Source organism: Brevundimonas sp. TWP2-1, from assembly GCF_049897645.1.
Lineage (GTDB): Bacteria > Pseudomonadota > Alphaproteobacteria > Caulobacterales > Caulobacteraceae > Brevundimonas.
In genome coordinates this window covers 865,165-888,578 of record NZ_JAFCWR010000002.1, presented here as the reverse complement: position 1 = coordinate 888,578, position 23,414 = coordinate 865,165, and the positions used below count along the sequence as shown (strand labels likewise).

The 23,414-nt window shown below is 67.1% G+C and carries 20 protein-coding genes and 1 riboswitch; of the genes, 13 read left to right on the top strand and 7 right to left on the bottom strand.

The features are described from left to right. Positions 1 to 277: 277 nt before the first annotated feature. Positions 278 to 655, top strand: coding sequence for a zf-TFIIB domain-containing protein (locus ACP7BH_RS14715; RefSeq protein WP_425986413.1), 378 nt, complete (start codon positions 278 to 280; stop codon positions 653 to 655). 4 nt (positions 656 to 659) lie between these two features. Here the strand turns inward: ACP7BH_RS14715 and ACP7BH_RS14710 are convergent, their stop codons facing one another. After that, positions 660 to 2,378, bottom strand: a complete 1,719-nt coding sequence (locus ACP7BH_RS14710) for a hypothetical protein (protein ID WP_425986411.1) — start codon at positions 2,376 to 2,378, stop codon at positions 660 to 662. Between the two features lie 230 nt (positions 2,379 to 2,608). Here ACP7BH_RS14710 and ACP7BH_RS14705 point away from each other — a divergent pair, with 230 nt between their 5' ends. From ACP7BH_RS14705 to ACP7BH_RS14675, 7 genes are all read left to right on the top strand, one after another. Continuing rightward, the gene (locus ACP7BH_RS14705) at positions 2,609 to 3,313 is read left to right on the top strand and encodes a response regulator transcription factor (protein ID WP_409719397.1); all 705 of its coding nucleotides are present in this window, start codon (positions 2,609 to 2,611) and stop codon (positions 3,311 to 3,313) included. Further along, on the top strand, positions 3,282 to 4,895 hold the full coding sequence (locus ACP7BH_RS14700; protein ID WP_425986410.1) for an ATP-binding protein: 1,614 nt from the start codon (positions 3,282 to 3,284) through the stop codon (positions 4,893 to 4,895). Before ACP7BH_RS14705 ends, ACP7BH_RS14700 begins: the two co-directional genes overlap by 32 nt. 2 nt (positions 4,896 to 4,897) lie before the next feature. Next, complete coding sequence (locus ACP7BH_RS14695; RefSeq protein ID WP_425986408.1) at positions 4,898 to 5,320, top strand: HPr kinase/phosphorylase; 423 nt, start codon at positions 4,898 to 4,900, stop codon at positions 5,318 to 5,320. Between the two features lie 120 nt (positions 5,321 to 5,440). Then, on the top strand, positions 5,441 to 5,845 hold the full coding sequence (locus ACP7BH_RS14690; RefSeq protein ID WP_135193946.1) for a PTS sugar transporter subunit IIA: 405 nt from the start codon (positions 5,441 to 5,443) through the stop codon (positions 5,843 to 5,845). Next, a complete protein-coding gene (locus ACP7BH_RS14685; protein WP_017506134.1) occupies positions 5,842 to 6,114 on the top strand; it encodes an HPr family phosphocarrier protein in 273 nt (90 codons plus the stop codon). Before ACP7BH_RS14690 ends, ACP7BH_RS14685 begins: the two co-directional genes overlap by 4 nt. A gap of 125 nt (positions 6,115 to 6,239) precedes the next feature. Further along, positions 6,240 to 6,689 carry a hypothetical protein gene (locus ACP7BH_RS14680; protein WP_425986406.1) on the top strand — a complete coding sequence of 150 codons (450 nt, stop codon included), beginning with the start codon at positions 6,240 to 6,242 and terminating at the stop codon, positions 6,687 to 6,689. Between the two features lie 175 nt (positions 6,690 to 6,864). Further along, positions 6,865 to 7,557: a hypothetical protein gene (locus ACP7BH_RS14675; RefSeq protein WP_425986404.1), complete on the top strand. Its 693-nt coding sequence runs from the start codon at positions 6,865 to 6,867 to the stop codon at positions 7,555 to 7,557. A 477-nt stretch (positions 7,558 to 8,034) separates the two neighbouring features. On the opposite strand, the gene ACP7BH_RS14670 is transcribed toward ACP7BH_RS14675, so the two are convergent. Then, complete coding sequence (locus tag ACP7BH_RS14670; protein ID WP_425986402.1) at positions 8,035 to 9,144, bottom strand: phytase; 1,110 nt, start codon at positions 9,142 to 9,144, stop codon at positions 8,035 to 8,037. A gap of 262 nt (positions 9,145 to 9,406) precedes the next feature. On the opposite strand from ACP7BH_RS14670, the gene ACP7BH_RS14665 reads away from it, so the two are divergent. After that, a complete protein-coding gene (locus tag ACP7BH_RS14665; protein WP_425986400.1) occupies positions 9,407 to 11,659 on the top strand; it encodes a TonB-dependent receptor plug domain-containing protein in 2,253 nt (750 codons plus the stop codon). 196 nt (positions 11,660 to 11,855) lie between these two features. Beyond that, complete coding sequence (gene lpdA / locus ACP7BH_RS14660) at positions 11,856 to 13,256, top strand: dihydrolipoyl dehydrogenase (protein ID WP_425986398.1); 1,401 nt, start codon at positions 11,856 to 11,858, stop codon at positions 13,254 to 13,256. A 91-nt stretch (positions 13,257 to 13,347) separates the two neighbouring features. Here lpdA and ACP7BH_RS14655 read toward each other — a convergent pair whose 3' ends face one another. Together ACP7BH_RS14655 and mutS are read right to left on the bottom strand one after the other, a co-directional pair. After that, complete coding sequence (locus tag ACP7BH_RS14655) at positions 13,348 to 15,165, bottom strand: methyl-accepting chemotaxis protein (protein WP_425986395.1); 1,818 nt, start codon at positions 15,163 to 15,165, stop codon at positions 13,348 to 13,350. A 95-nt stretch (positions 15,166 to 15,260) separates the two neighbouring features. Next, a complete protein-coding gene (gene mutS, locus ACP7BH_RS14650; RefSeq protein ID WP_425986393.1) occupies positions 15,261 to 17,954 on the bottom strand; it encodes a DNA mismatch repair protein MutS in 2,694 nt (897 codons plus the stop codon). A 75-nt stretch (positions 17,955 to 18,029) separates the two neighbouring features. Continuing rightward, positions 18,030 to 18,215: riboswitch (cobalamin riboswitch) on the top strand. A 146-nt stretch (positions 18,216 to 18,361) separates the two neighbouring features. Here mutS and ACP7BH_RS14645 point away from each other — a divergent pair. Next, the gene (locus ACP7BH_RS14645) at positions 18,362 to 20,197 is read left to right on the top strand and encodes a TonB-dependent receptor plug domain-containing protein (protein ID WP_425986391.1); all 1,836 of its coding nucleotides are present in this window, start codon (positions 18,362 to 18,364) and stop codon (positions 20,195 to 20,197) included. On the opposite strand, the gene ACP7BH_RS14640 is transcribed toward ACP7BH_RS14645, so the two are convergent. The 3 genes from ACP7BH_RS14640 to ACP7BH_RS14630 all read right to left on the bottom strand — a co-directional run bounded on the left by ACP7BH_RS14640 (position 20,181) and on the right by ACP7BH_RS14630 (position 22,496). Further along, positions 20,181 to 21,101, bottom strand: coding sequence for an aldo/keto reductase (locus tag ACP7BH_RS14640; protein ID WP_209307975.1), 921 nt, complete (start codon positions 21,099 to 21,101; stop codon positions 20,181 to 20,183). The two genes, ACP7BH_RS14645 and ACP7BH_RS14640, sit on opposite strands and share 17 nt — an antisense overlap. A gap of 94 nt (positions 21,102 to 21,195) precedes the next feature. Then, the gene (maiA, locus tag ACP7BH_RS14635) at positions 21,196 to 21,831 is read right to left on the bottom strand and encodes a maleylacetoacetate isomerase (protein WP_425986388.1); all 636 of its coding nucleotides are present in this window, start codon (positions 21,829 to 21,831) and stop codon (positions 21,196 to 21,198) included. Next, positions 21,828 to 22,496: a fumarylacetoacetate hydrolase family protein gene (locus tag ACP7BH_RS14630; RefSeq protein WP_425986385.1), complete on the bottom strand. Its 669-nt coding sequence runs from the start codon at positions 22,494 to 22,496 to the stop codon at positions 21,828 to 21,830. The genes maiA and ACP7BH_RS14630 overlap by 4 nt, the downstream gene beginning before the upstream one ends. Positions 22,497 to 22,633: 137 nt before the next feature. Between ACP7BH_RS14630 and ACP7BH_RS14625 the strand changes: the two genes are divergently transcribed. Both ACP7BH_RS14625 and ACP7BH_RS14620 read left to right on the top strand, forming a co-directional pair. After that, positions 22,634 to 22,978, top strand: a complete 345-nt coding sequence (locus ACP7BH_RS14625; RefSeq protein ID WP_135193936.1) for a DUF883 family protein — start codon at positions 22,634 to 22,636, stop codon at positions 22,976 to 22,978. Next, on the top strand, positions 22,978 to 23,388 hold the full coding sequence (locus tag ACP7BH_RS14620; RefSeq protein ID WP_425986383.1) for a hypothetical protein: 411 nt from the start codon (positions 22,978 to 22,980) through the stop codon (positions 23,386 to 23,388). Before ACP7BH_RS14625 ends, ACP7BH_RS14620 begins: the two co-directional genes overlap by 1 nt. The last annotated feature ends 26 nt before the right edge of the window (positions 23,389 to 23,414 follow it).

The window sequence follows — 23,414 nt, the reverse complement described above, 5'->3', positions numbered from 1 at the left end:
CTTCATCACTGAAACCATGCCGGCTGGCGCAGGTGCGCCGCGAAATGCGACGCCTGCGGCCCCGCGACGCATGGCGGCGGGGCAGGGCGGCGCCTAGCTTGAGGGAGCGGAACGGGCCCCTCTGGCGTTGTTGCGGTCTGGCGTTCCCCCTTCCTTGCGCCGGGCTGTGCGACGCGATGTCGGACCGCACGGGTGCGTCGATGCGATGGGGCTTTCTCCCCCCTCCTGGCCCGTCGTATCGACCGCCCGATCCTGACTCTTTCGAACGGAGCCCGAAATGCCTCTTCTGATGTGCCCCAACGACAATGCCGCCATGCAGACGCTGGAGCGCAACGGCGTCCAGTTCGACATGTGCCCCGACTGCCGGGGCGTCTGGCTGGATCGCGGCGAACTGGAAAAACTGATGGCCGCCGCCGTAGAGGAAGGCCGCGCTTCTGCGCCGCCGGCCGCGCCCGCGCAGGCTTACGCCCCGCCGCCGATTCAGCCCCAGCCGCATATGCAGGCCCCGCCTCAGCCCTGGGGCGGCGCCGCGCCACAGCCCTATCGCGACGACCGGGGCTACAAGAGCGACAAATACCGCGACGGCCGCCACGGCGACGACGACTATCGATACAAGAAAAAGAAGCGCGACAGCATCTTCGACATCTTCGACTGAACCGTCAGGCGGCGAGACCTGCCGCCTGCATCAGGCCCTTGAGGGAGGCTACGCTTTCGGGTGCGGACGACAGAGCTGTGCGGATGTCCGGCGCGCGCAGCAGTTTGATCGCTTCCGACCGGGCGCGGTCGGCCGCCGGACCCAATGGGCCGGCTTCTCCCGTGGCGAGTTTGAGCAGGGCCGTCAGTTTTTGGGGCGCGGGGGCCTGAGCGCGAACGATATGGGCCACCAGTTTGGCGTCGGCTTCCAGATTGCCCCCGATCACGCCGAGCGCCTGTGCGATCTGGCTCTCGTCGTGTTCACCCAGGTGCGCCGCCTGAACCGAGCGCTGCAACCGGGCCAGGATCGCCAGCTTCTGCGACGCGCTGGGGCCGCCCGGAAGCGACTGGCGCATCTCCTTTTCGAACCGTAGGGAGCCGATGCAGGCCCCGAGCCAACGAGCGGCCGCGCGCTTGTTGGCCCCGCCGGTGACGTTCTCGCACAGTCGGGTTAGTTGCTCCGCCTCGGCTAGGACAGTGGGGCAGGGATTGACGTAGGCGCCGACGAAGTCCGCCGTGACCAAGCTCTTGGAACGTTCAACGAACGCCGCCTGGACCTCTTCCAAAGTCAGCAGACGACCGGCCGAAGCCGTCAGGGCCATGGCCAGCAGGCGCAGGATGTCGATCTCTCCGACCGGATCCTGGGGGCGAAGACGACGCTGGCTGGTGAGTTCGCGCGTGACCAGCCGGGCCAGAGACGCGGCTAAAAGCGGAAACTCGCCGGCGGCCAGGTGCAGGCCCAGGCGTGCGGCCGGGCCTTCGACATCGGGCATCATCAGGGCCAGGCGCGGGTCCATGCGCAGAAGGCTGTCCATCTCGGACGGCGCCACCATTCGCACGATGGCCGCGAGATTCGCGCCCTGATCCAGCGAAGGGCCGAGGATTTCGGTCAGGTTGGATCGCACTTCCAGCATTTCGGCGACGATCTGTTCGACCGCGACGACCACCAGGGCGCGCGGCGGCCCGTCGATCGGCGCTCCATCCATCAGGTCCATCAGCAAGCCCAGCCGTTCGCGCGCGCCGCGTCGATCCTTGATCGCGTCGGCGATGACGCCGCCCATGCTGAAGGCGCGAGTCGAGGCCCCGGCCAGGCGGTGCGCCAGGTCGGCGATCGAGCGATCCTGCAGCTCGGGGAAGAGTCCGTCGCGCCCGGCCTTGCGCAGGCGGGCCATCGCCTGATCGACCAGCTTTTGATAGTGGCGGACGACGGAGTGGACGTCCTGGCCCGTGGCCTGGCTTTCAGGAACGGAGACCTTCTGGATCGCGTGCTGAAGCTCGACGCCCGAGGCTTCGAGCCGTTCAGCGACGTCGGGACGGTGCAGCAGTTCGAAGGGGGTGACGCCCTCGCGCTTCAGCCAGTCCTCCAGCACCCGACCGATCAGGGCGCGGGCGTGGGGGGAATAGAAATCGGCCGGGCCGCTGCAGGCCGGGCGGATCGCCGGGTCGGCGACCTTCTTCTTTTTCTCTTCCGGCGCGCCCAGCGTCAGGATTGTCAGGGAACTGAACTCCATCGTGTCGGGGTCCAGCGTCTCCTTGGTGACGCGCGAGGCGACGGCGAGGCGGTCGTGAAATTGGTCTTCGGCGGTCTCGATGGCGTGTTTGCGGTCTTCGGTTGCGATCAGCAGGGTCCACGACGACGGGGCGCTCTTGCGGACATAGACTTCGTAGTGGATCGGACCGGCCATTGCGCCACCTTGGCGGGCAAGGCTTTAAGGCGAGGTTTGCAGAGGCGAATTTGGCGCCGCGTTGAAATGGGCGGGGCGACGAACCATCTTGGGCGTTCGCGCGCTGTTGGAGATTGTGGATCGAATTCCCTTCTGCCCGCCGGGCTCCAGCCCTAATGTGACCGCGATCGAACGGTTACGCTTGTTGCGCGTTGTCGTTCGCGAGAACGCAAGTTCAGGAGAAGACAGACTTGGCCAACATCACCCTGATCGATGACGACGAGAACATCGTGGCGTCCGTATCGCTGGCGCTGGAAAGCCATGGCCACAAGATCACCGCCTATCACGACGGCGCATCGGGCCTGGCCGCGCTGGAATCCTCGCCGCCCGATCTGGCGATCCTGGACGTGAAGATGCCGCGCATGGACGGGATGGAGGTGCTGCGTCGCCTGCGCCAGACCTCGCAGATTCCGGTCATCATGCTGACGTCCAAGGACGAGGAAATCGATGAGATCCTCGGCTTCAACCTGGGCGCCGACGACTACATCCACAAACCGTTCAGCCAGCGTCTGCTGATCGAACGGGTCAAGGCGCTGCTGCGCCGCACGGGCGCGGACGGCGGCGAGCCGGAGACGGCGGCCGAGGTCTCGGGTCGCGCGATCAAGCGCGGCAAGCTGTCGATGGACCCCGCCCGTCACGAATCGACCTGGGACGGCAAGCCGGTCAAGCTGACCGTCACCGAATTCCTGTTGCTGCAGGCCCTGGCCCAGCGTCCGGGCTTCGTGAAGAGCCGCGACAACCTTATGGACGCCGCCTACGACGACCAGGTCTATGTCGACGACCGCACCATCGACAGCCACGTGAAGCGGATGCGCAAGAAGTTCCGCGCCGTGGACAATGAGTTCGACGCGATCGAGACCCTGTATGGCGTCGGCTACCGCTACCGCGAGAGCTGATCTTCCGGGCGGGCGAGAGCCCGACGAGGAGCCTGTGCGCCGGCCGTTGCTCCGCTTCGGCGGATCGCGGCTGGGCGGCTTCATCCTGGTGCTCAACCTGCTCAGCCTGCTGATCCTGTTTGGCGGGGCGCTGGCGATCAACGAATGGCGTCCGGGCCTGATCGAGGCGCGTCAGGAATCGCTGACGGTGCAGGCCGAGTTGCTGGCCAATGTGCTGCGCGAAGAAGGCGTGACTCGCGGCGAGCCGACGCCCGAACTGGACCCCATCCGCGCGTCAATCTGGCTGACCGACCGGTTCATCCCCGCGGGCCAGCGGGTGCGGCTATATGATGTCAACGGCCTGTTGCTGGTCGACAGCTATCAGGTGACGGAAGCGATCGGCGGCCGGCCCCTGCCCGACGCGCGGCCGGCGGGTTCGACGACCGAGGACGCCGCCAAGGCCAATCTGCTGTCCGAGCGCCGGGTCGCCCGCGCCGACAGCGAACTGGCGGCCGAGGTGGCGGCGGCGCTGGATGGCTCGTCCCAGTCGACGCTTCGCCGCAACGAATCCGGCGACCGGGTCGTCTCCGTCTCCATTCCCGTGCGCCATGTCCGTCAGGTGCTGGGCGTGCTGACCGTCGAATCTGGGGACGTGGACGAAATCCTGGGCGCCCAGCGGCAGGCCCTTTTCCCGTTCGCCCTGGTGGCGCTGGGCGTCAATCTGCTGGGATCGTTGCTGCTGCATCTGTTCGTGGCGCGGCCCATCATGCGGCTGTCGGCGGCGGCGGATCAGGTGAAACTGCAACGCGCGCGCGCCATCTCCCTGCCCGATCTGGAGGATCGCAAGGACGAGATCGGCGACCTGGCCCGGTCGCTGGAATCCATGACCGACACCCTGTCGACGCGGATGGACGCGATCGAACGGTTCGCGGCCGATGTGTCGCACGAGATCAAGAACCCCCTGACCTCGATTCGTTCGGCGCTGGAGACCCTGCCGCTGGTCAAGACCGATGCGCATCGCGAGAAGCTGACGGCCCTGTTGCAACAGGACGTGCGGCGGCTGGATCGGCTGATCACCGACATTTCGAACGCGTCACGTCTGGATGCGGAACTGTCGCGGGATCGGCCGCGCCCGGTGGACGTGAACCGGCTGCTGGCCGACATCGTCGGCATCTATGAGACGACGGCCAAGCCCGGCGACATCCCGGTGACCTTCACGGCGCCCGAGCAGGCGCTGCGGGTCATGGGGCGCGACGGGCCGCTGGGGCAGGTGTTCCGCAACCTGATCGACAACGCCCGCTCGTTCAGCCCAGCCGGCGGGGTGGTCAAGGTGACGCTGGAAGAGACGACCGACGACCTGCCGATCCGCGTGCGGGTCGAGGACCAGGGACCGGGCATTCCGGCCGAGAACCTGGAGACGGTGTTCGAGCGCTTCTACACCTCGCGGCCCAAGGGTGCGGCGTTCGGGTCGAACTCGGGCCTGGGCCTGTCCATCGTGCGTCAGATCGCCGAGGCGCATGGCGGCCGCGTCCATGCCGAGAACCGTCCCGAAGGCGGCGCCCGGTTCGAGATCGTCTTCCCGGCGGTCGGCCGCAGGGCATGACGATGGAGCCGCCCGTCCACGCCACGACGGTCGCCGTTCGCAGGCGCGGCGCGTGGCAGGGGGTGATGATCCTGGGGCCATCGGGCGTCGGCAAGAGCGACCTGGCGCTGCGGCTGATCGCGCGGAGCTGGCGGCTGGTCAGCGACGACTACACCCAGGTCTGGGCGTCGGGCGGGACGGTTCATGCGTCTGCGCCCGCCTCGATCGCGGGTCGAATCGAGGTTCGCGGGGTCGGAATCGTGTCCGCCGCGACACGCCCCCTGGCCCGAGTGGTGCTGGCCGTCGCCTGCGTGCCGGAGGCCGTCGAACGGCTTCCAGAGCTGCAGACACGGCGTTTCGCGGGGGTGGACCTGCCCCTCTTGGCGCTGGACCCCAGACCCGCCTCGGCCGTCGATGTGGTCGCAGTCGCGCTGGAGACGCTTTGAAACCCCGAAAGACGGGTCTATGACACGCCCCTTGCGGTCCAAAGAGGGCGGCGTCCGGCCTCCCTTGCCGGGCGGGGGAATGCCTGGGACGGTTCAGGGCGGGATGCGAGTGAAGTCCTCATGATCGGTCTGGTGATCGTCACCCACGGCGGGCTGGCGTCCGAATTTCTCTCCGCCATGGAGCATGTGGTCGGCCCGCAGCGCGGCGTCGCGGCCATCTGTATCGGGCCGGAAGACGACATGGAGCGTCGGCGTCGCGACATCGTGGACGCCGCGGCGGCGGTGGACGACGGCGACGGCGTCATCCTGCTGACCGACATGTTCGGCGGCACGCCCTCGAACCTGGCGATTTCGGTGATGGAACAGACCCACGCCGAGGTGATCGCCGGACTGAACCTGCCTATGCTGATCAAGCTGGCCAGCGTGCGCGGCCGCGAGACGCTGGAATCCTGTGTGGCCCATGCGCAGGACGCCGGGCGCAAATACATCTCCGTCGCGTCCTGGGTGCTCGCAGGCGAAAAATGACCGTCACCGCGACCCTGAACATCTGCAACACCCGGGGCCTGCACGCCCGCGCCTCGGCCAAGTTCGTCAAACTGGCCTCCAGCTTCGAAAGCGAGATCCACGTCACCCGCGACGGCGTGACGGTGGACGCCCGCTCGATCATGGGCCTGTTGATGCTGGGCGCCGGCATCGGCTGCAGCATCGACGTCTCCGCCGAAGGGCCTGACGCCGAAGAGGCGATGGAAGCCCTGACCGACCTTGTCGCGCGGAAGTTCGACGAGGATCAGTGACAGCCGCCGTTACCCTCGGGTCTGACAGCGACATTCCGATCATCTGTTTTGGGATGGGCGGCGCACCTCCAAATCACCGATAGTTTTTCAACTTGGGGTTCACGCTTTTGGAGGATGCTTCCTCTATGGCGATTTACAGCTCCCAAGCCAAAACGCTGGCCAAGGCCAACCCATTTCAGAAATTTTCCAGCGTCGAAGCCGCGCGTTCTGGTGTCGAAGAAGGCGCGGCAGGTTTCTACGCCATTGCTATCACACACGTCTTTTCGGCCATCTACGCGTGGCGGTTTCCGTTCAGCACGCTTGTCACCCGAGACCCGAACGCAACCTCGCTCTTTCTCCTTGTTCTGTCCGCCGTCGCAATGGTGGGAGGCTTCTACCTTCGTTCTGTCCCTAATCGCTTCGTCGCTCTCGGGATGACAGCATGGGCGATTGTCGGCCTTGCCTATCCCTTCACCAGATGGGTTTATGGCTGGGCTGCTCTTTCCGCGTTCAATCTAGTGGGTGTTCTGGCGGGTGTTCTGGCGACGCGAGCCGCGTTTGCGCTGGTTGAGCTTCGCAAGGCGCAAGCAAAGTGATTCTTTGCAACAAGTCTGAGCGGATGTCCGCAGCGGTTTGGAAGTGGACTCGGCGTTGATGAGCCGCCGCAAATTGATGTGGGCGTGTTTGCCCCTTTGCCTTTTGACTCTCGCGTCTTACGCCCCTGCTGGAGACCCCAAACCCGGAGATATCGTAAAGCCGGGGCGACCCCGTTTGTCGATTACCAAGCCTCAAGGTTTCGTGGAGCAGAGCCTCTATGAATATATCCCAGGCGGTGATCGCATCACGGGAAAGAGAATACGCTTCCGACTGCCTCACGTCATGATCTTGCCCGACGCCACGCCCGGCCCGAGGATGCGGTTGCGCATCAAGATTCCAATGACGGACGGCCCGTCGCACGACGACCAAGAGATCAGAGTTCGGATGTACAGCACGGCTGTTGGCGGAAACATCGGATCTCAGAACATTGGCGAGTTCAACCAGTCCTTTGGCGCGTTCGGATTTCCTGTCGAAGACGGTCTCGTGCTGGATCCCCAATCGTGTGACGTGGATCGATACTCGGCGACCGAGTTTTCGTCCTTGCAGCGATCCCTTCTTGTCGCCGCGAACATGCCCGCCGACGGCCCTCCGGCGCCCGATACCTTCGTTGTCGGTTATCCCAAGGGCGCTGAGGCGTACGAGGCCTTGGGGGGCTGCTTCGAATGGAGCGCAAACTGCGCACTCCAGTCTGATTACAGAGGTTGGCCGATCTTCATTGGATTCCGCAAGACCGATGCGTGCGGCGTGATCGAGATCGTCAAACGGGTCCGTGTCGCTTTGGATCGGTACTTTGTCGATGAGACGCCCCGCGGACCTGGCTACACTGATAGCCGCTGGCGTCCGGTTACTATCCACTGGAGGAACTGATGGTGAAGTTGATTGGATTTTCCATCTTTGGCCTATTGGCGGCTTGTTCCTCGCCCGCCAGTCCTCAACCGACCAACCAAGGACCAGCAACCAACGCCGAGATTGAAAGTCACCTCAAGGATCGTCTGAGAGATTTGGCGATTGCCTATCCTGAGGCCGAGCTTTCAGCATTTGCGTTTTCGACCGATAGGCGCACGGTTTGCGGACTTGTTACATCGCCAGGAGAAACGCCGATGGTGTTTATATCGAGCGACACGACTCCGGACACGGTTGAGGATAGACCGCTCGGAATCCCCAACCTGACGCGGGTAGGCAACTGGTATCACGAGCGGAACCAGTCTGCCCAAGCCCGTGTGCGGCGGCAGTGCGCAGCCCAAGGCGTCGCTGTGAGACCGTAAGATAAATTTCGTCGCTTAGGCTGGGCATGAACTGATGCCGGTCTTGGTGAACCCTCGCCTAGGATGATGGCGTCGGGCGCTACAGCCCCAGCGCCCTGCGGATGTCGCGCCAGTCGACGTATTTGAAGTTCTGCGTGCCGACGTCGTTGACGTCGTCCTGGATGACGACCAGGCCTTCGGGGAAGGGGCCGACCGGGCCGCTGGCGGCGGCGAGGCCGTCCGTGCCGGTGATGCCGTCCACCGCGCCGTCCACGACCTTGAACCGGCCCTTGTATTCGGGCGCCGCGCCGTCGATGCGCCAGACGGGGAAGGCGGAATCGCCCTGGCTGGAGGCGATCAGGTAGCGGCCCTCGGCGTCGGTGATGGTCGTCAGGCCCTCGGCGTCGGCGACCAGAATGTCCTTGGCGATGGGCTGGATCAGGGTGCGGGCCGCGCCCGAGGCCGGGTTCAGGCCATAGCGCCACAGGCCGACGTTCTCCTCGGTGATATAGAGGGCGTCGGTGGCCTCGTCGGCGGCGCAGCCTTCGGAGATGGTGCCGATCTCGGCGCGGCGGACCTCGCGGGCGGCGGGCTTGCCGTCGGCGCCGATGCTCAGGATGAACTGGCGCAGTTCGCCTTCATGGCCGACCAGGATGGCGTGGACCTCGGCCCCGCGACGCGCAAAGCAGAAGCCGTAGGGTTCGATCACGTCGGTGGCGACGGCGCCCCAGTAGCGCACGCGGTTCTCGCCGGTCCCGGCCGGGTCGAAGGTATAGAGGGAGATGCCGGTCTTGCCCGGCGTGCGGTCGCTGGCGCCCAGCACCACCTGCGGGCGGCCGCCCACCGACAGGCCCTCGACCACATCGACGTTGTTCAGCAGGCCCTCGGGCAGGAACTGCAGGATCTGGCCGTCGAAGCCATAGATATAGAGGCCCGACTTCTTGTCCGTGCCGGCGACGAAGCCGGGGGTTTGTTTGCCCATCACCGTGACCGGCGCAGCGCTGGCCCAGACGGCGGGATCGTCGGCGGCGTCCTGACCCGCCGTACCGACCGAAGGGGTTTCCAGCACGGCCTGGACCGACGCTCCGGGGCCGACGAAGCCTTCACCCTCACCTTGGAAATCCACTTCCGTCGTGGCGCAGGCCGCGAGCAGGGCGAAGACGGAAGCGGCGGCGGTGAAACGGGCGGCGCGTCGGATCGGCGAAGTCATGGCAGGTCCCCAGGATGTGACGTCGTCACGTGATTTCGTCGGGGCCCAGATCAAGGCCGAACCCCCACAGGTCAACGGCGTCCTGGTGACGGTTTGAATGCGGTTCGATGACGCATGATCGGTGTCGGGACGGATCGTCGCGCAACTGTCCTGAAACCGCGAAATCGCCGTCGTCGAAACGTCGCTTTCGCGTCGCCAGTCCCCGCTATCGGGCCGCCCATCGGCAGAGGTGAAACGTCGCCCGCCGAAGGGGATCATCGAGATGAAAATCAAACTGCTCATGGGCGCCGCGCTGGCCCCGCTCGCCTTCGCCGCTCCCGTTCTGGCCGCAGAAGAGGTCGCGCCGCAGCAGACCGCCCAGACGCCCGTCACGGCGCTGGAGGAAGTCGTCGTCACCGGCGAGCCGGCCATGCGCAACCGCACCGACGACGTGGTGCCGACCCTGTCCTACGACCTGGACTATTTCCAGCGGTTCGAGCCGCTGACCGCCGGCGACGCCCTGAAGCGGGTGCCCTCGGTCACCTTCCTGTCGGACGTGCTGGAATCGGACGGCGTGCGGATGCGCGGTCTGGACTCGGCCTATACGCAGATCCTGATCAACGGCGAGCGCGTCCCCGGCGCCAACCTGGATCGCTCGTTCTTCGTGGACCGCATCCCCGCCGAATTGATCGAGCGGGTCGAGGTCGTCCGCTCTTCGTCGGCCAATCGCTCGGGCGATGCGGTCGCCGGCGCCATCAACATCGTGCTGCGTGACGCCCTGTCGCTGGATGGCGGCTATGTCCGCCTGGGCGCGCTGCACTGGGAAGACAGCGAATACGGCCAATGGGGCGGCACCTACGGCGCCGTCTGGGGCGGTCAGGTCGGGCCGGGCCGTCTGCTGATCGGCGGCAACATCCAGGATCGCCGCAATCCGAAGCAGAAGTTCTCGGAACGCTACGAAGAGCCGAACGGCGAGCTGACCGACACCGAGGCCCAGACCGACACCCGCGACGGCACCGATTATTCGGCCAACCTGTCGTATGAGATGCCGATCGCCGGCGGAAACCTGGAACTGAGCGGCGTCTTCGTTCGCACCGACCGCGTCCAGGACGAAAGCTCGATCGAATACGACGAGGGCGACGTCAACGACGTGGCCAAGATCAATGCCAACCCGCTCGACATCCGAACCGACAACTGGGCGGTCAACAGCCGTTACGAGCGCGAGATGCTGGGCGGCGAGACGACCTTCAAGCTGGGCTACGCCACCATCGACGACGAGCAGTTCGAGCAGGAAGAGGAACTGGACGTCGGCGACGAGGTGATCGAGGGCGAACGCACCCGCACCAACGTCACGGACGAGGAAATCCAGGCCGCCATCGAGCACAAGATCAAGCTGGGCGGCGAGCTGGAGCTGGAGTTCGGCGTCCAGTATTCGAAGAAGAACCGCGACAGCACGGTCTTCTCGGCCGAGGCCGAAGCCGAGGACGAGCCGGTCTTCCGTGCCCTGCTCGACAGCGAGTACGGCGATTTCGAAGCCGTCGACGGCGGCATCAACTCGATCGAAGAAACCCGGATCGACCCCTACATCATGCTGTCGGGCGAGAACGGCCCGGCGAAGTGGGAGGCCGGCCTGCGTTACGAGACGACCGACTTCTCGATCACGGACGAGACCGTCGCCGCCGCCGACCGCACCAACGACAAGGACTATGGCATCCTGCTGCCGTCCGCGAGCGTGCGCTTCAAGCTGTCGGACAGCGACCGGATCACCGCCTCGGTGGCCCGCACCGTGCGCCGCCCGAACTTCGACTTCCTGTCGCCGGCCCTGCTGGAAGGCGAATACGGCGACAACGACTTCATCGGCAATCCCGACCTGGAGCCGGAAACGGCATGGGGCGCGGACCTGGGCTTCGAGCGTCGTCTGGGTCGCCGCGGCGTGATCGGCGTCAACGCCTTCTATCGCGACATCACCGATTTGATCGAAATCACCAACACGGGTGAAGAGGCCGAGGACGAACCGGACGCCTTCCGCCTGACGGCCGAGAACGTCGGCGACGGCCAGGTCTGGGGCGTCGAGTTCGACCTGTCCACGCCGCTGGACTTCATCGGCATGGAGCACACGGGCGTGTTCCTGAACTACTCGTGGCTGGACAGTTCGGTTGACGACTTCCTGGGCGAGCGCCGCTTCAACTCGCAGTCGGACTATGTCTTCAACGTCGGCTTCACCCAGGACATCCCGACCTGGGGCGCGGCCTTCGGCGCCACCTATCGCAAACAGGGCGACGCCAAGAGCCGGATCGTCGGCGAAGAAGTCGTCACCTCGTACGGCGGCGATCTGGAAATCTTCCTCGAGAAACAGGTCGCCTCGAACGTGGTGATCCGCTTCACCGGTTCGAACCTGCTCGACTCGTCCAAGGACGAGGTGTTCGACAAGTTCAACACCATCGCCGACCAGATCGACCGCGACTACGACGAGTTCGAGATCGAGTCCGAGAACGCCGGCCCGGTGTTCCAGTTGGTGGCGCGGATGGCCTTCTGAGGCTTAGCCTTTCCAGACGACGAAAGGGGCCGGGCGGCGACGCCCGGCCCTTTTGCGTGGCGGCGCCCCTCCAAAGGTCGCAATCGCGACCCCATATGCCGGCGGGGCGGTTGACCCCGGCGGGGCGGCTGCCTACAGCCCCGAGAGCCTGTATTCGCGGGGCCTCTCCCCCCGCACCGAACGATCAGAGGACACCATGGCCGAAGCTTCCTACGACGTCGTCATCATCGGCGGAGGCCCTGGCGGCTATAACGCCGCGATCCGTGCGGGCCAGCTGGGCCTGAAGGTCGCCTGCGTCGAGATGCGCGCCACCCTGGGCGGCACTTGCCTGAACGTCGGCTGCATGCCGTCCAAGGCCCTGCTGCACGCCTCGGAGATGTGGAACGCCGCCAACAGCGAGTTCGCCAAGATCGGCATCGAGGTCCAGCCCAAGCTGAACCTGGGCCAGATGCACAAGTCCAAGGACGAGAGCGTCACCGCCCTGACCAAGGGGATCGAGTTCCTGTTCAAGAAGAACAAGGCCGACTGGATCAAGGGCCGCGGCAAGATCGTGGGCAAGGGCAAGGTGGAAGTCACCGCCGCCGATGGTTCGGTCCAGACGCTGGACGCCAAGAACATCGTCATCGCCACGGGCTCGGAGCCGACCCCGCTGCCGGGCGTCGCCTTCGAGGACGGCAAGGTGATCGATTCCACCGGCGCCCTGTCGCTGCCGGCCGTACCCAAGAAGCTGATCGTGGTCGGCGCCGGCATCATCGGCCTGGAGCTGGGCTCGGTCTGGCGCCGTCTGGGCGCCGAGGTAACGGTGGTCGAGTTCCTGGACCGGATCACGCCCGGCATGGACACCGAGGTCGCCACCGCCTTCCAGCGCACCCTGACCAAACAGGGCATGAGCTTTAAACTGGGCGCCAAGGTCACGGCCGCCAAGTCGGTCAAGGACGGCGTGGAGCTGACGGTCGAACCGTCGGCGGGCGGCGCGGCCGAAACCCTCAAGGGCGACGTCGTCCTGATCGCCATCGGCCGTCGTCCCTACACCGAAGGCCTGGGCCTGGAGAGCGTCGGGGTGACGCCGGACAAGCGCGGCTTCATCGACCATGACCACTTCAAGGTCGCAGACGGCGTCTGGGTGATCGGCGACGTGACCCACGGCCCGATGCTGGCGCACAAGGCGGAAGAAGACGCAGTCGCCGTGATCGACACCATCGCCGGCAAATACGGCCACGTCGATTACGCCCTGGTCCCCAGCGTCGTCTACACCTTCCCCGAAGTGGCCTGGGTCGGCCAGACCGAGGATCAGCTGAAGGCCGCCGGCGTCGCCTACAAGAAGGGCAAGTTCCCCTTCACCGCCAACAGCCGCGCCAAGATCAACCACGAGACCGACGGCTTCGCCAAGATATTGGCCGACGCCGCCACCGACAAGGTCTTGGGCGTCCACATCATGGGCCCGCAGGCCGGCGAGATGATCCACGAGGCCGCCATCACCATGAGCTTCGGCGGCGCGTCGGAAGACATCGCACGCACCTGCCACGCCCACCCGACCCGTTCGGAAGCCGTGCGCCAGGCGGCCATGGATGTCGAAGGCTGGATGATGCAGGCCTGATCCGGCGCCGCGTCGAAAGGCGCAGGCTCCAGGACAAGAAAAAGGCCCGGTCGATGTTCGTCGGCCGGGCCTTTTGTTGTTCAGAGGTGCGTCAGGCGGCCCAGGCCGCCTCGCGGCCGTAGGATTGGCGTTGGGTTTCGATGCGGAAGCGCGACACCAGCTCGGCCAGTTGCTCGGCCTCGTGGCTGAGGGTCTGGTTGGCGGCGGTGGTCTGTTCGACCATCGCAGCATTTTGTTGAGTGGTCTGGTCCATCTGGTTCACGGCGACGTTGACCTCGGCGAGACCCACGGCCTGTTCGCGAGCGGAGGCGGCGATCTCGGCGGCCAGCAGGTTGATGTCCGCGACCTGGCTGATCAGGGCGGTCAGGGCGCCGCCGGTCTGGGACACCAGCCGGGCGCCTTCGCCGACGCTGGCGCTTGAGGCGGCGATCAGCCCCTTGATCTCGCGCGCGGCGTCGGCCGAACGCTGGGCCAGGGCGCGAACCTCTGAGGCGACGACGGCGAAGCCGCGACCGGCCTCGCCCGCACGGGCGGCCTCGACCCCGGCGTTCAGGGCCAGGAGGTTGGTCTGGAAGGCGATCTCGTCGATGACGCCGATGATCTCGCCGATGCGGCCCGAGGTGCTCTCGATCTGACCCATGGCGGCGGTGGTGTCGGCGATGATCCGCTCGCGCTCCTCGGCGCCGCCGCGGGCCTTGGCGGTGATGCCGGCGGCGGACTGGGCGCCTTCGGCGGTCTTCTTCACCGTGACGGTGATCTGATCCAGGGCGGCGGCGGTCTCTTCGAGCGCGGCGGCCTGCTGCTCGGTGCGGCGCGACAGGTCGTTGGTGGCGGTGGTGACCTCGGCCGTGCCGGAGCGCATGGCGCCGACCAGTTCGATGATGTCGCCCATGGTCGCCGTCAGGGTGTCGGCGGCGGCGTTGTAATCGTCCTTCAGCTTCTTGCTGCGCTCGGCGAAGGTGGTGGTGATCCGATAGGTCAGGTCGCCGCGCGCCAGGGCCGCCAGGCCATCGCCCAGGGCCTCGACCACCACGGCGTCTTCGGCGGCCAGGCGTTCGCGTTCGGCCTCGCCGGCGAGGCGGGTGGCGCGGGCGGTCTCGCGCATGGTCTCGGCCTCGGTCTCGGTCTCCTTCTGGCGCAGGGCGGCGTCGCGGAAGGCGATGACGGCGCGCGAAATCTGACCGATGTCGTCGCCGCGCGAGACCCAGGGGGCGTCGAAGTCGGTGCGGCCCTGGCGCAGGGCCTCCATCCGGTCGCACAGGCCCTTCATCGGCGAGAACATCCGGCGCGACACGACCAGACAGGCGCCGACCGTCAGCAGGGCAACGACCAGGCCGCAGGCGAACAGGGCGATCATCATCTGGTTCACCGAGGCCATGAAGTCGGCCTTGGGAATGCCGACATACAGCACGCCGATGGTCTGGCCCGCCGTGGTCTTGATCGGGTCGTAGGCGACGAAATAGGGTTTGCCGAGGATGTCGGCCTGGCCGCGATAGGGACGGCCCGCGGTCAGCACGGCGTCATAGACCGGGCCGGGCTTGAGCTTCGTGCCGACCGCGCGCGAGCCGTCGTCCTTGACCACATTGGTGGTGACCCGCAGGTCGCCCAGGAAGACGGTGGCCGTGCCGCCGACCAGGGACTTCACCCGATCCACGGGGGCGGTGAAGTCGTTCATCGGCGTCGAGCCGACGTAGAGCTTGCCGTCGCGCGCGGTGAAACCGTCGCCATAGTCGGCCAGCACGTCCCAGGCGACGCGCATATTGGTTTCCTGACGCTCGGCCGCTCTCGACTCGGCGTCGCGGGTCAGAAGGACGGCGGCGAGCGCCATAACGGCCAGGGTCAGGGCCCCGAGGGCGGCGATGACCATCAGGGCCGTCTTGGCCGAAAGGGATAGGGCGCTGAGCTTCATCGTCTCGTTCGCTTGGAGCGGCGTGGAGGGCGAAGCTCAAGTCTGGCCGAATGAGATTAAAATTCTCAACCTGTAAGGGTTCTTGCGTAGTCGGCTCAGGCCAGACCCTTCAGTCGATACAGGGCTTCCAGCGCCTCGCGGGGGCTGAGGGCGTCGGGATCGACGTCCTGCATGGCCTTTTCCAGAGGCGAAGGGCCGCGCATCGGTTCCGGTTCGGCGACGGCGAACAGGGGCAGGTCGTCCAGGCGGGCGGCGGCGGCCTTTTCGCCTTCCAGCCGGTTCAGAACCGATCGGGCGCGGGCCACGACGGCGGCGGGGACGCCGGCCAGTTTCGCCACCTGGACGCCGTAAGAGCGGTCGGCCGCGCCGGGCGCCGCCTCGTGCAGGAAGACCAGCTCGCCGTTCCATTCGCGCGCGACCATGGACAGGTTGCAGACGTGATCCAGCCGCGTCTCCAACTGGGCCAGCTCGTGATAGTGGGTGGCGAACAGGGTGCGGGCGCGGTTGGTCTCGTGCAGAGCCTCGGCCGTGGCCCAGGCGATGGCGAGGCCGTCGTAGGTGGCGGTGCCGCGGCCGATCTCGTCCAGCACGACGAAGCTTTTGGGGGTCGCCTGGGTCAGGATGGCGGCGGTTTCGACCATCTCCATCATGAAGGTGGAGCGGCCGCGCGCCAGGTCGTCGCCTGCGCCGACTCTGGAGAACAACCGATCCACGACGCCCAGCCGCATCGAGCGGGCGGGTACGAAAGCGCCGGCCTGGGCCAGGATCACCAGAAGCGCGTTCTGGCGCAGGAAGGTCGATTTACCCGCCATGTTCGGCCCGGTGACGATGGCGAGGCGCGATCCGTCCTGGCCTGATCCATCCAGACGGGCGTTGTTGGGGGTGTAGGGCGACCCTTGGGCCTTGACCGCCGCCTCGACGACAGGGTGGCGGCCGGCCTCGACGCAGAAGCTGAGGGTGTCGTCCACCACGGGCCGGGTCGCGCCGACCTCCTGGGCCCATTCGGCCAGGGCGGCGTGGGCGTCCAGTTCGGCCAGGGCCTCGGCGACGGCCTGCAGCGGCTGGGCCAGGCGGGCGGCCTCACGTCGCCAGCTCTCGAAGGTCTCGCCCTCGATGGCCAGGGCGCGGTGACCGGCCTGGTTGATCTTGGCGTCCAGCTCCGACAGTTCGACGGTGGTGAAGCGGACCTGGCTCGCCAGGGTCTGGCGATGGATGAAGGGGCTGTCGGGACCGGCGCGGAGCAGGCCCTCGGCGGCCTTGGCGCTGGTTTCCAGGAAATAGCCTAAGACGGCGTTGTGCTTGATCTTGAAGGGGACGCCGGATTCGGCGACGGCGCGGGCTTCCAGGTCGGCGACGACGCGGCGGCTGTCGTCGCGCAGGGTGCGGGCGGCGTCCAGTTCGGGGCGATAGTCGGGGCGCACATAGCCGCCGTCGCGCGCCAGGGGCGAGGGCTCGTCCACCAGACCGTCGATCAGATCGGCCTTCAGCCGTGACACGTCCGCCGACAGGGTCAGTCGGTCCAGGGCCGAGGCGATGCGGCGCGGTTGGCCGGTCAGGGGATCGACCTGTCCGACGAAGAGGCCGGCCACGCCCTCGGCAATCGACAGGCCGATGCGCACCGCCGCCAGGTCGCGCGGACCGCCGCGTCCAAGCGCCAGCCGCCCCACGGCGCGAGCGATGTCCGAGGACGCCTTCAACGCCTCGCGCAGGTCGCGGCGCAGGTCGCGACGCTCCAGCAGCCATTCGACGGCGTCGAGCTGTTCGTTGATCGCCAGGGGATCACGCAAGGGCCGGGCGATCCGTTCGGCCAGGGCGCGGGCGCCGCCCGAGGTGACGGTGCGGTCGATGCAGGCGAGCAGACTGCCTTCGCGCTCGCCGCGCTGGGTGCGGTCGATCTCCAGACTGGTTCGCGTCGCCGGATCAATGGCCAGAAAGCCGCTTTCGCCCAGCCGACGCGGCGGGGCCAGGGCGGGAACCTTGCCGGCCTGAGTCGTCTCCAGATAGGCGGCGATCAGGCCCAGCGCCGAGACCTCGGCCTCCTCGAAGGCGCCGAAGCCGTCGAGCGCCGAGACGCCGTACAGCCGCTCGACCCGCACCCGCGCGGCCTGCGGTTCGGCGATGGCGCTGGCCAGCGCCTGGACCACGCCGCCCGAACCATCCAGCGCATCTCGCGTGGCCTCGTCCGAATACATCCGGTCAGTGACCAGAACCTCGGACGGGCGGAAGGCGGCGAGGGCCGCGCCCAGGTCTTCGATAGAACAGGCGACGGAATCCACCGCCCCGGACGACAGTTCGACCACAGCGACCGCCGCCCGGCCCTTGCGCACCGCGACCGCCGCCAAGCGATTGGCGCCGCGCGCGTCCAGCAGACTGTCCTCGGTCAGGGTGCCAGGCGTCACGACCCGCACCACGCCACGATGGACCACGGATTTGCCGCCGCGCTTCTTGGCCTCGGCGGGGTCTTCCAACTGTTCACAGATGGCGACCTTGTGGCCCATGCGGATCAGCCGGGCGAGGTAGCCCTCCATGGCATGGACCGGCACCCCCGCCATCGGAATGTCCTCTCCCTGGTGCTTGCCGCGCTTGGTCAGGGTGATGCCCAGGGCCGCCGCCGCGACCTCGGCGTCCTTGAAGAACAGCTCGTAGAAGTCGCCCATGCGGAAGAAGAGTATGGCGTCCGGCTGACCCGCTTTTGCCGTCAGATATTGCGCCATGAACGGCGTCGCGCCCTCCAGCGAGGCGGCGATTTCGGGGGGATGGCCGGAGGGGGGAAATGCGGGGGCGTTCATGTGGCGACAGGGTGACGGATCGCGCCCGGCGGCTCAAGGCCGTTGAACGGCCCTTGCACAGGCTTCTTGCCCCTGCGATAGGCCGCGCCAGGCGGTTTAGGGAACACGGTGCGATACCGTGGCTGTGCCCGCAACTGTAGGCGGCGAGACCGTCGTCCGTCCGGGGTCTGACGACTTCGGCGCCACTGGGAAACTGGGAAGGCGAGGACGGCGGTTTTTGACCCGCAAGCCAGGAAACCTGGCCGCCTGTGTCGCTCGCTGCTGTCCGGGACCAGACAGAGGCGCGGGGACTTAACCGTCGCAGCGACCCGACCTTGCGCCGTCCAGACCCTCGCGGTCTGGCGGGTCGGCTCGCTTTGACCGGTCTCTCGCGCGCATTCGCGGGACCGAAACGGGGATCTCGCTCAATGAAGCGTTCCATTCTTCTCTCGACGGCTGCGTTTTCTGTAACGATTGGCGCCTTCGCCGCGCCTGCCTTCGCCGCTGACGACGCGACCCAGCTGGACGACGTCGTCATCACCGCCACCCGCATCGCGGCCATCGTCGCCGACACGCCCGGCGCCCGCGTCATCGACGCCAAGACCATCGAACAGCGCGGCGCGATCTTCGCCGCCGACATCCTGGCCGACGTGCCGGGCCTGTCGGTGACGCGCACGGGCGCTTTCGGCGGCGTGGCCCAGGTCCGCATGCGGGGCGCCACGCCGGGCAAGACCCTGGTGCTGGTCGACGGCGCGCCCGTCAACGACGCAGCCGAACCCAACGGCGCCTATGACTTCTCCAGCTTCGAGCTGGCCGACATCGAGCGCATCGAAGTCCTCAGCGGCCCGCAGTCGTCGCTGTGGGGCTCTGACGCCATCGGCGGCGTGATTGCCTTCATGACCAAGGAGATCGACGGCGTGCGCGCCGAGGCTGAGGCTGGCAGCTTCGACACGGTGCGCGGTCGCGTATCGGCAGGCGTCGCCAATGAGACCTACGCCGTCAGCGCTTATGTTTCGCGGTTCGACACGGATGGCATCTCCGCCGCCGACGAGGCCGACGGCAATCCCGAAGCCGACGGTTTCCGCAGCACGACCCTGGGCGCCAAGGGCCGCTACGCCTTCTCGGACAGGGTCAAGATCGACGGTTCGGTGCGCTGGAATAAAAGCAAGGCCGACCTGGACGGTTTCCCGGCGCCGAACTACGCGCTGGCCGACACCGACGACACCCAGGAAAGCGAACAATGGTCGGGCTTTGGCCGGCTGACCGCCCAGGCGTTCGGCCTGAACCATCAGTTCAGCGTCTCGGCGTCGGACATCGACCGCTCCTCGGTCAGCGGCGGCTTCGGCTCGACCTTCACCGGCGACCGCCAGGCCTATCGCTGGCAGGCCAACGGCGCGACCCAGGGCGTCGACTATGCGTTCGGCGTCGAGCGCAACGAGGCGTCGGCGGCTCTGTCGTCCGGTCTGTCGCGCGACCTGTCGATCACCTCGGTGTTCGGCGTGGCCCAATATGACGTCGGGGCGCTGAACCTGACCGGCGGCCTGCGTTATGACGACACCGATGACTTCGGCTCCAAGACGACGGGGCGGATTTCGGCGGCCTATGATCTGGCCGGCGGTTTCATCCTGTCGGGCGCATACGGCACGGGCTTTAAAGCCCCGACCGTCAGCCAGGCGGTGTGCGACTTCTGCTTTGCGCCGCTGCCCTATCCCGAACTGAAGCCGGAAACGGCCGACAGCGTCGAAATCGCCCTGGGCTGGGCCTCGGCCGACGGCCGCTTCGACGGTCGCGCGACGCTTTATCGCCTGAACGTCGAGGACCAGATCACCTATACGGCTGGTCGCTACATCAATGTGGCCAAGACCCGTTCGGACGGGTTCGAGCTGGAAGGCCGTGCGCTGCTGGGGGCCGGTTTCGACCTGACGCTGGCCTATGCCTGGACCGACGCCGAAGACCGCACGACGGGCCTGCGCCTGTTGCGCGTGCCGGAACACGCCGGCTCGGCGACCCTGGGCTGGACGGGCGACCGGGTTTCGGGCGCGCTGACGGTGAGGGCAGAAGGCGATCAGGACGACAGCGGCGGCTTCTCGACCGTGGCGCGCGACGGCTTCGTCACCGCGAACCTGAACGCGGCCTTTGAACTGACCGACCAGGTCACATTGACGGCGCGGATGGAGAATCTGAGCGACGAACACTATCAGCAGGTGTTCGGTTACGGAGAGCCGGGACGGTCCGGCTATGTCGGGATCAGGCTGCGCTACTGATCCGGGCGCGGGCGCCGGCGGTGAAGGCCGCCGGCGCTTCCAGCGCCAATGATCCCCAGTCCAGATTGGGGCAGGGGGCGTGGGCGGCGGCCAGGATGGCGCGCAGTTCGGCGGCGGAGGCGACGCTGGCCACGACCTTGTCCACCCCTTTGAGCGCCAAGGCGTAACCCAGGGCCGCCTGCATCGGGTCGCAGCGTTGTTCCGCCAGGCGTCGGCGCGTGCGCGACAGGGCCTGGGCGTGGCTGGCCAGTTCGGCCGGAAGATCGTCGCCGCCCGCGAACAGCAGGCCGCCGGCGAAGACCGAAGACAGATGAACCGATGCGCCCGTATCGGCGATGGCCTCCAGCACGCCGTCCTGGGCCGCGCGCTGGTCCAGCAGGCTGCACGGCACCTGGACCACGTCCGCTTCGAGACGTCGGGCCAGCAGGGCGGGGCCGTCCTCCAAAGTGGCGCAGAAACCGATGCGGCGATAAAGGCCGCGATCCTTCAGGCTGCGGGCGCGATCCCACAGGGCGCGACCCTCGGCCCCGGCCAAGTCGGCGGCGTTGGAAATCAGCAGAACGTCGCCGCGCGGCAGACCCATTCGTTCCAGCGAGCGCCGGGCGCGAGCCTCGACCCGGTCCAGGCCTTCGCTCAGCGGCACGGTCCGAACCGTGACCTGGAAGGGGGAGGGGAAGGGCCAGGCCTGACCCAGCAGGCGTTCGCCGTCGCCCTCGGGCCGGGTGGCGATCAGTTTGACGCCGGCGTCGGCCCCTGTCTGAAGCAGGAAACGCATGGCGTCTTCGCGGGCGCCCGACGGCGCGCTCATGAAGGCGCCGGGCGCGCGCTCGGGCTCTGTCACCACGGCGAGAGCCAGGCGATGGATGGGCGACGACGCCGAAGGTGTGGCGGGGGAATACGACACGCCCGCACAATGACGCCCAATGCTTAAGGGACGCTGAGCGAGACCTTAAGCGAACCCTACTTATCCACCGCTGATATGCGCAATCCGGCGAAAATCAGGCATCCGCGTCGGGCTGGCGATCCGGGTGGGCCGAGGCGAAGGCGGGGTGCGCCTGGGCGGTCGCCTCGATGGCCAGAAGCCGGGGCCAAGGGGACAGGTCCATGTTGAACCGACGCGCCGAATAAAGCTGTGGAATCAAATAGCAATCCGCCAGCGTCGGCGCGTCGCCGAAACACCAGGCGCCGCCGTGGCGGGCGACCAAGGCCTCAAGAGCATCGAAGCCCGGCGCGATCCATCCGGCGGCCCAGGCGTCAACGGTCGCCTGATCGGCCTCGAAGTTTGACCTTAACGCCTTTAGCACCCGCAGGTTGTTCAGTGGATGAATGTCGCAGCCGATCAGGGCGGCCATGGCGCGCACGGCAGCGCGATCGTTGGCGTTTGTCGGCAGCAGGGCCGGCTGGGGATGGGTTTCCTCCAGCCATTCCAGGATGGCCGGGCTCTGGGTGACGATCATGTCGCCGTCCTGAAGGGCGGGGACCATGCCTTGCGGGTTCAGCGCCAGATAGTCGGCCGTCTTCTGCTCCCCCTTGCGCAGGTCGTGGGCGGCGAGGTCGTAGCCGAGCCCTTTCAGGTTCAGGGCGATGCGGACGCGGTAGCTGGCGCCCGAACGCCAGTAGCCGTGCAGGATCATGGCTGGATCTCGAAGCTGAGCGTCTGCAGACCCTCGACGGTGACGACCACGCGGTCGCCGGGGCTGACGGGGCCGACGCCGGACGGGGTGCCGGTGAAGATCAGGTCGCCGGGCTGCAGGCTCCACAGGGCCTGCGCCGCCGCGACGATGCGGTCGGGGTTCAGGATCATGTCGTCCAGCGCGCCCGCCTGCTTGACCTCGCCGTTGACGCTCAGGCCGATGGCACCGGCGGGATGGGGCAGGGCGCCCAGGGTGATGGGTCCGCACGGCGCCGACTGGTCAAAGCCTTTGGCGGCGTCCCAGGGACGGCCCGCCTTCTTGGCCTCGGCCTGGAGATCGCGGCGCGTCAGGTCGCAACCGACGGCCCAGCCGACGATGGCGACGCCGCCGTCCGCATCCGGCCCGATGGCCGCGACCAGTTCGGCCTCGTAATGCAGGTTCGCCGTCGCCGAGGGATAAGCGGGGTTCGCCCCGTCCGACACCACGGCGTCGCCGGGCTTGGCGAAGAAGAAGGGCGTCTGCTTGTCGGGGTCCGACCCCATCTCGCGCGCATGGGCGGCGTAGTTCTGGCCTACGCACAGGATACGACGGACGGGAAACCGCTGGTCCGATCCGACGATCGGCAGCGACGGGACGGGGCGGGGTGCGAACAGCCATTGGGTCATGGCCAGTGTTCTAGTGCGGCGAAAAGCCCGTGGCGAGAGCGCAGGCGGGCGCCCATCTGTTGGAACCTCGTCGAACATGTGGCGTTGCAACACGGGGTTCTCTATTCTACCGCCAAGCTTTCAACGGAGCGCGCATCATGGCCACCACCAAGGCCCGAGAAGACATCAAGGCCGACCTGAAGACCCTCAAGGAGGATCTGAAGACCGGCGCCCGCGAAGAAACCCAGCGCCTGCGCGAGAAGGCGGCCGAGGCGGAAGCTAAGCTGCGCGCCAAGAGCGACGAAGTGCGCGACCAAGCCCGGGGCTATTATGACGAGGCCCGCGTGAAGGGCCGCGAATATTACGATGACGCCGCAGAACGCTTCGACGAGGCGCAACGCTATGTCGTCGAGCGCGTGCAGGAGCGTCCGCTTCAGTCCACCGCCGTGGCTCTGGGCGTCGGCGTCATCCTGGGCCTGCTGCTGGCCGGCCGCCGCCGCTGATGTTCAAGGGCATCGTCAAAAAGCTGGTGGCGACGGCCGTCGTCGCCGCCAGCGTGTTTCTGGCCGTCGTCTTTCTTGGCCTGTCCATCTTCTATGCGCTCAGCCTGACGTTGACGCCGCTGGGCGCGGCGGCCGTGACCTTCGGCCTGTTCGCCCTGGTCGCCCTGATCGTGACCGTCGTCTTCCTGAAGGGCGACAAGCACGACGAGAACGATGAAGAGGACGAACCGGAAGGTCTGTTGGCCAAGGTGATCCATATCGTGCGCGAGCGCCCGATCGTGGGCGCCGTCGGCGGTCTGGGCGCGGCCTTCCTGCTGCTGCGCAATCCGGCCCTGGCGGCGATCGTCGCCAGCATGGTCGCCGAGCGCAAGATGGATCAGGGCGGCTATTCGCGTCGTCGTCGTCGATAAGGCGCCCGAAGGACGGAACGGCCAAG

Excerpts from the sequence above, each read along its gene's own strand:
- ACP7BH_RS14715 (WP_425986413.1), top strand. The coding sequence starts at position 278 with ATGCCTCTTCTGATGTGCCCCAACGACAATGCCGCCATGCAGACGCTG.
- ACP7BH_RS14710 (WP_425986411.1), bottom strand. The coding sequence starts at position 2,378 with ATGGCCGGTCCGATCCACTACGAAGTCTATGTCCGCAAGAGCGCCCCG.
- ACP7BH_RS14700 (WP_425986410.1), top strand. The coding sequence starts at position 3,282 with ATGGCGTCGGCTACCGCTACCGCGAGAGCTGATCTTCCGGGCGGGCGA.
- ACP7BH_RS14695 (WP_425986408.1), top strand. The coding sequence starts at position 4,898 with ATGGAGCCGCCCGTCCACGCCACGACGGTCGCCGTTCGCAGGCGCGGC.
- ACP7BH_RS14690 (WP_135193946.1), top strand. The coding sequence starts at position 5,441 with ATGATCGGTCTGGTGATCGTCACCCACGGCGGGCTGGCGTCCGAATTT.
- ACP7BH_RS14685 (WP_017506134.1), top strand. The coding sequence starts at position 5,842 with ATGACCGTCACCGCGACCCTGAACATCTGCAACACCCGGGGCCTGCAC.
- ACP7BH_RS14680 (WP_425986406.1), top strand. The coding sequence starts at position 6,240 with ATGGCGATTTACAGCTCCCAAGCCAAAACGCTGGCCAAGGCCAACCCA.
- ACP7BH_RS14670 (WP_425986402.1), bottom strand. The coding sequence starts at position 9,144 with ATGACTTCGCCGATCCGACGCGCCGCCCGTTTCACCGCCGCCGCTTCC.
- ACP7BH_RS14665 (WP_425986400.1), top strand. The coding sequence starts at position 9,407 with ATGAAAATCAAACTGCTCATGGGCGCCGCGCTGGCCCCGCTCGCCTTC.
- lpdA (WP_425986398.1), top strand. The coding sequence starts at position 11,856 with ATGGCCGAAGCTTCCTACGACGTCGTCATCATCGGCGGAGGCCCTGGC.
- ACP7BH_RS14655 (WP_425986395.1), bottom strand. The coding sequence starts at position 15,165 with ATGAAGCTCAGCGCCCTATCCCTTTCGGCCAAGACGGCCCTGATGGTC.
- mutS (WP_425986393.1), bottom strand. The coding sequence starts at position 17,954 with ATGAACGCCCCCGCATTTCCCCCCTCCGGCCATCCCCCCGAAATCGCC.
- ACP7BH_RS14645 (WP_425986391.1), top strand. The coding sequence starts at position 18,362 with ATGAAGCGTTCCATTCTTCTCTCGACGGCTGCGTTTTCTGTAACGATT.
- maiA (WP_425986388.1), bottom strand. The coding sequence starts at position 21,831 with ATGATCCTGCACGGCTACTGGCGTTCGGGCGCCAGCTACCGCGTCCGC.
- ACP7BH_RS14630 (WP_425986385.1), bottom strand. The coding sequence starts at position 22,496 with ATGACCCAATGGCTGTTCGCACCCCGCCCCGTCCCGTCGCTGCCGATC.
- ACP7BH_RS14625 (WP_135193936.1), top strand. The coding sequence starts at position 22,634 with ATGGCCACCACCAAGGCCCGAGAAGACATCAAGGCCGACCTGAAGACC.
- ACP7BH_RS14620 (WP_425986383.1), top strand. The coding sequence starts at position 22,978 with ATGTTCAAGGGCATCGTCAAAAAGCTGGTGGCGACGGCCGTCGTCGCC.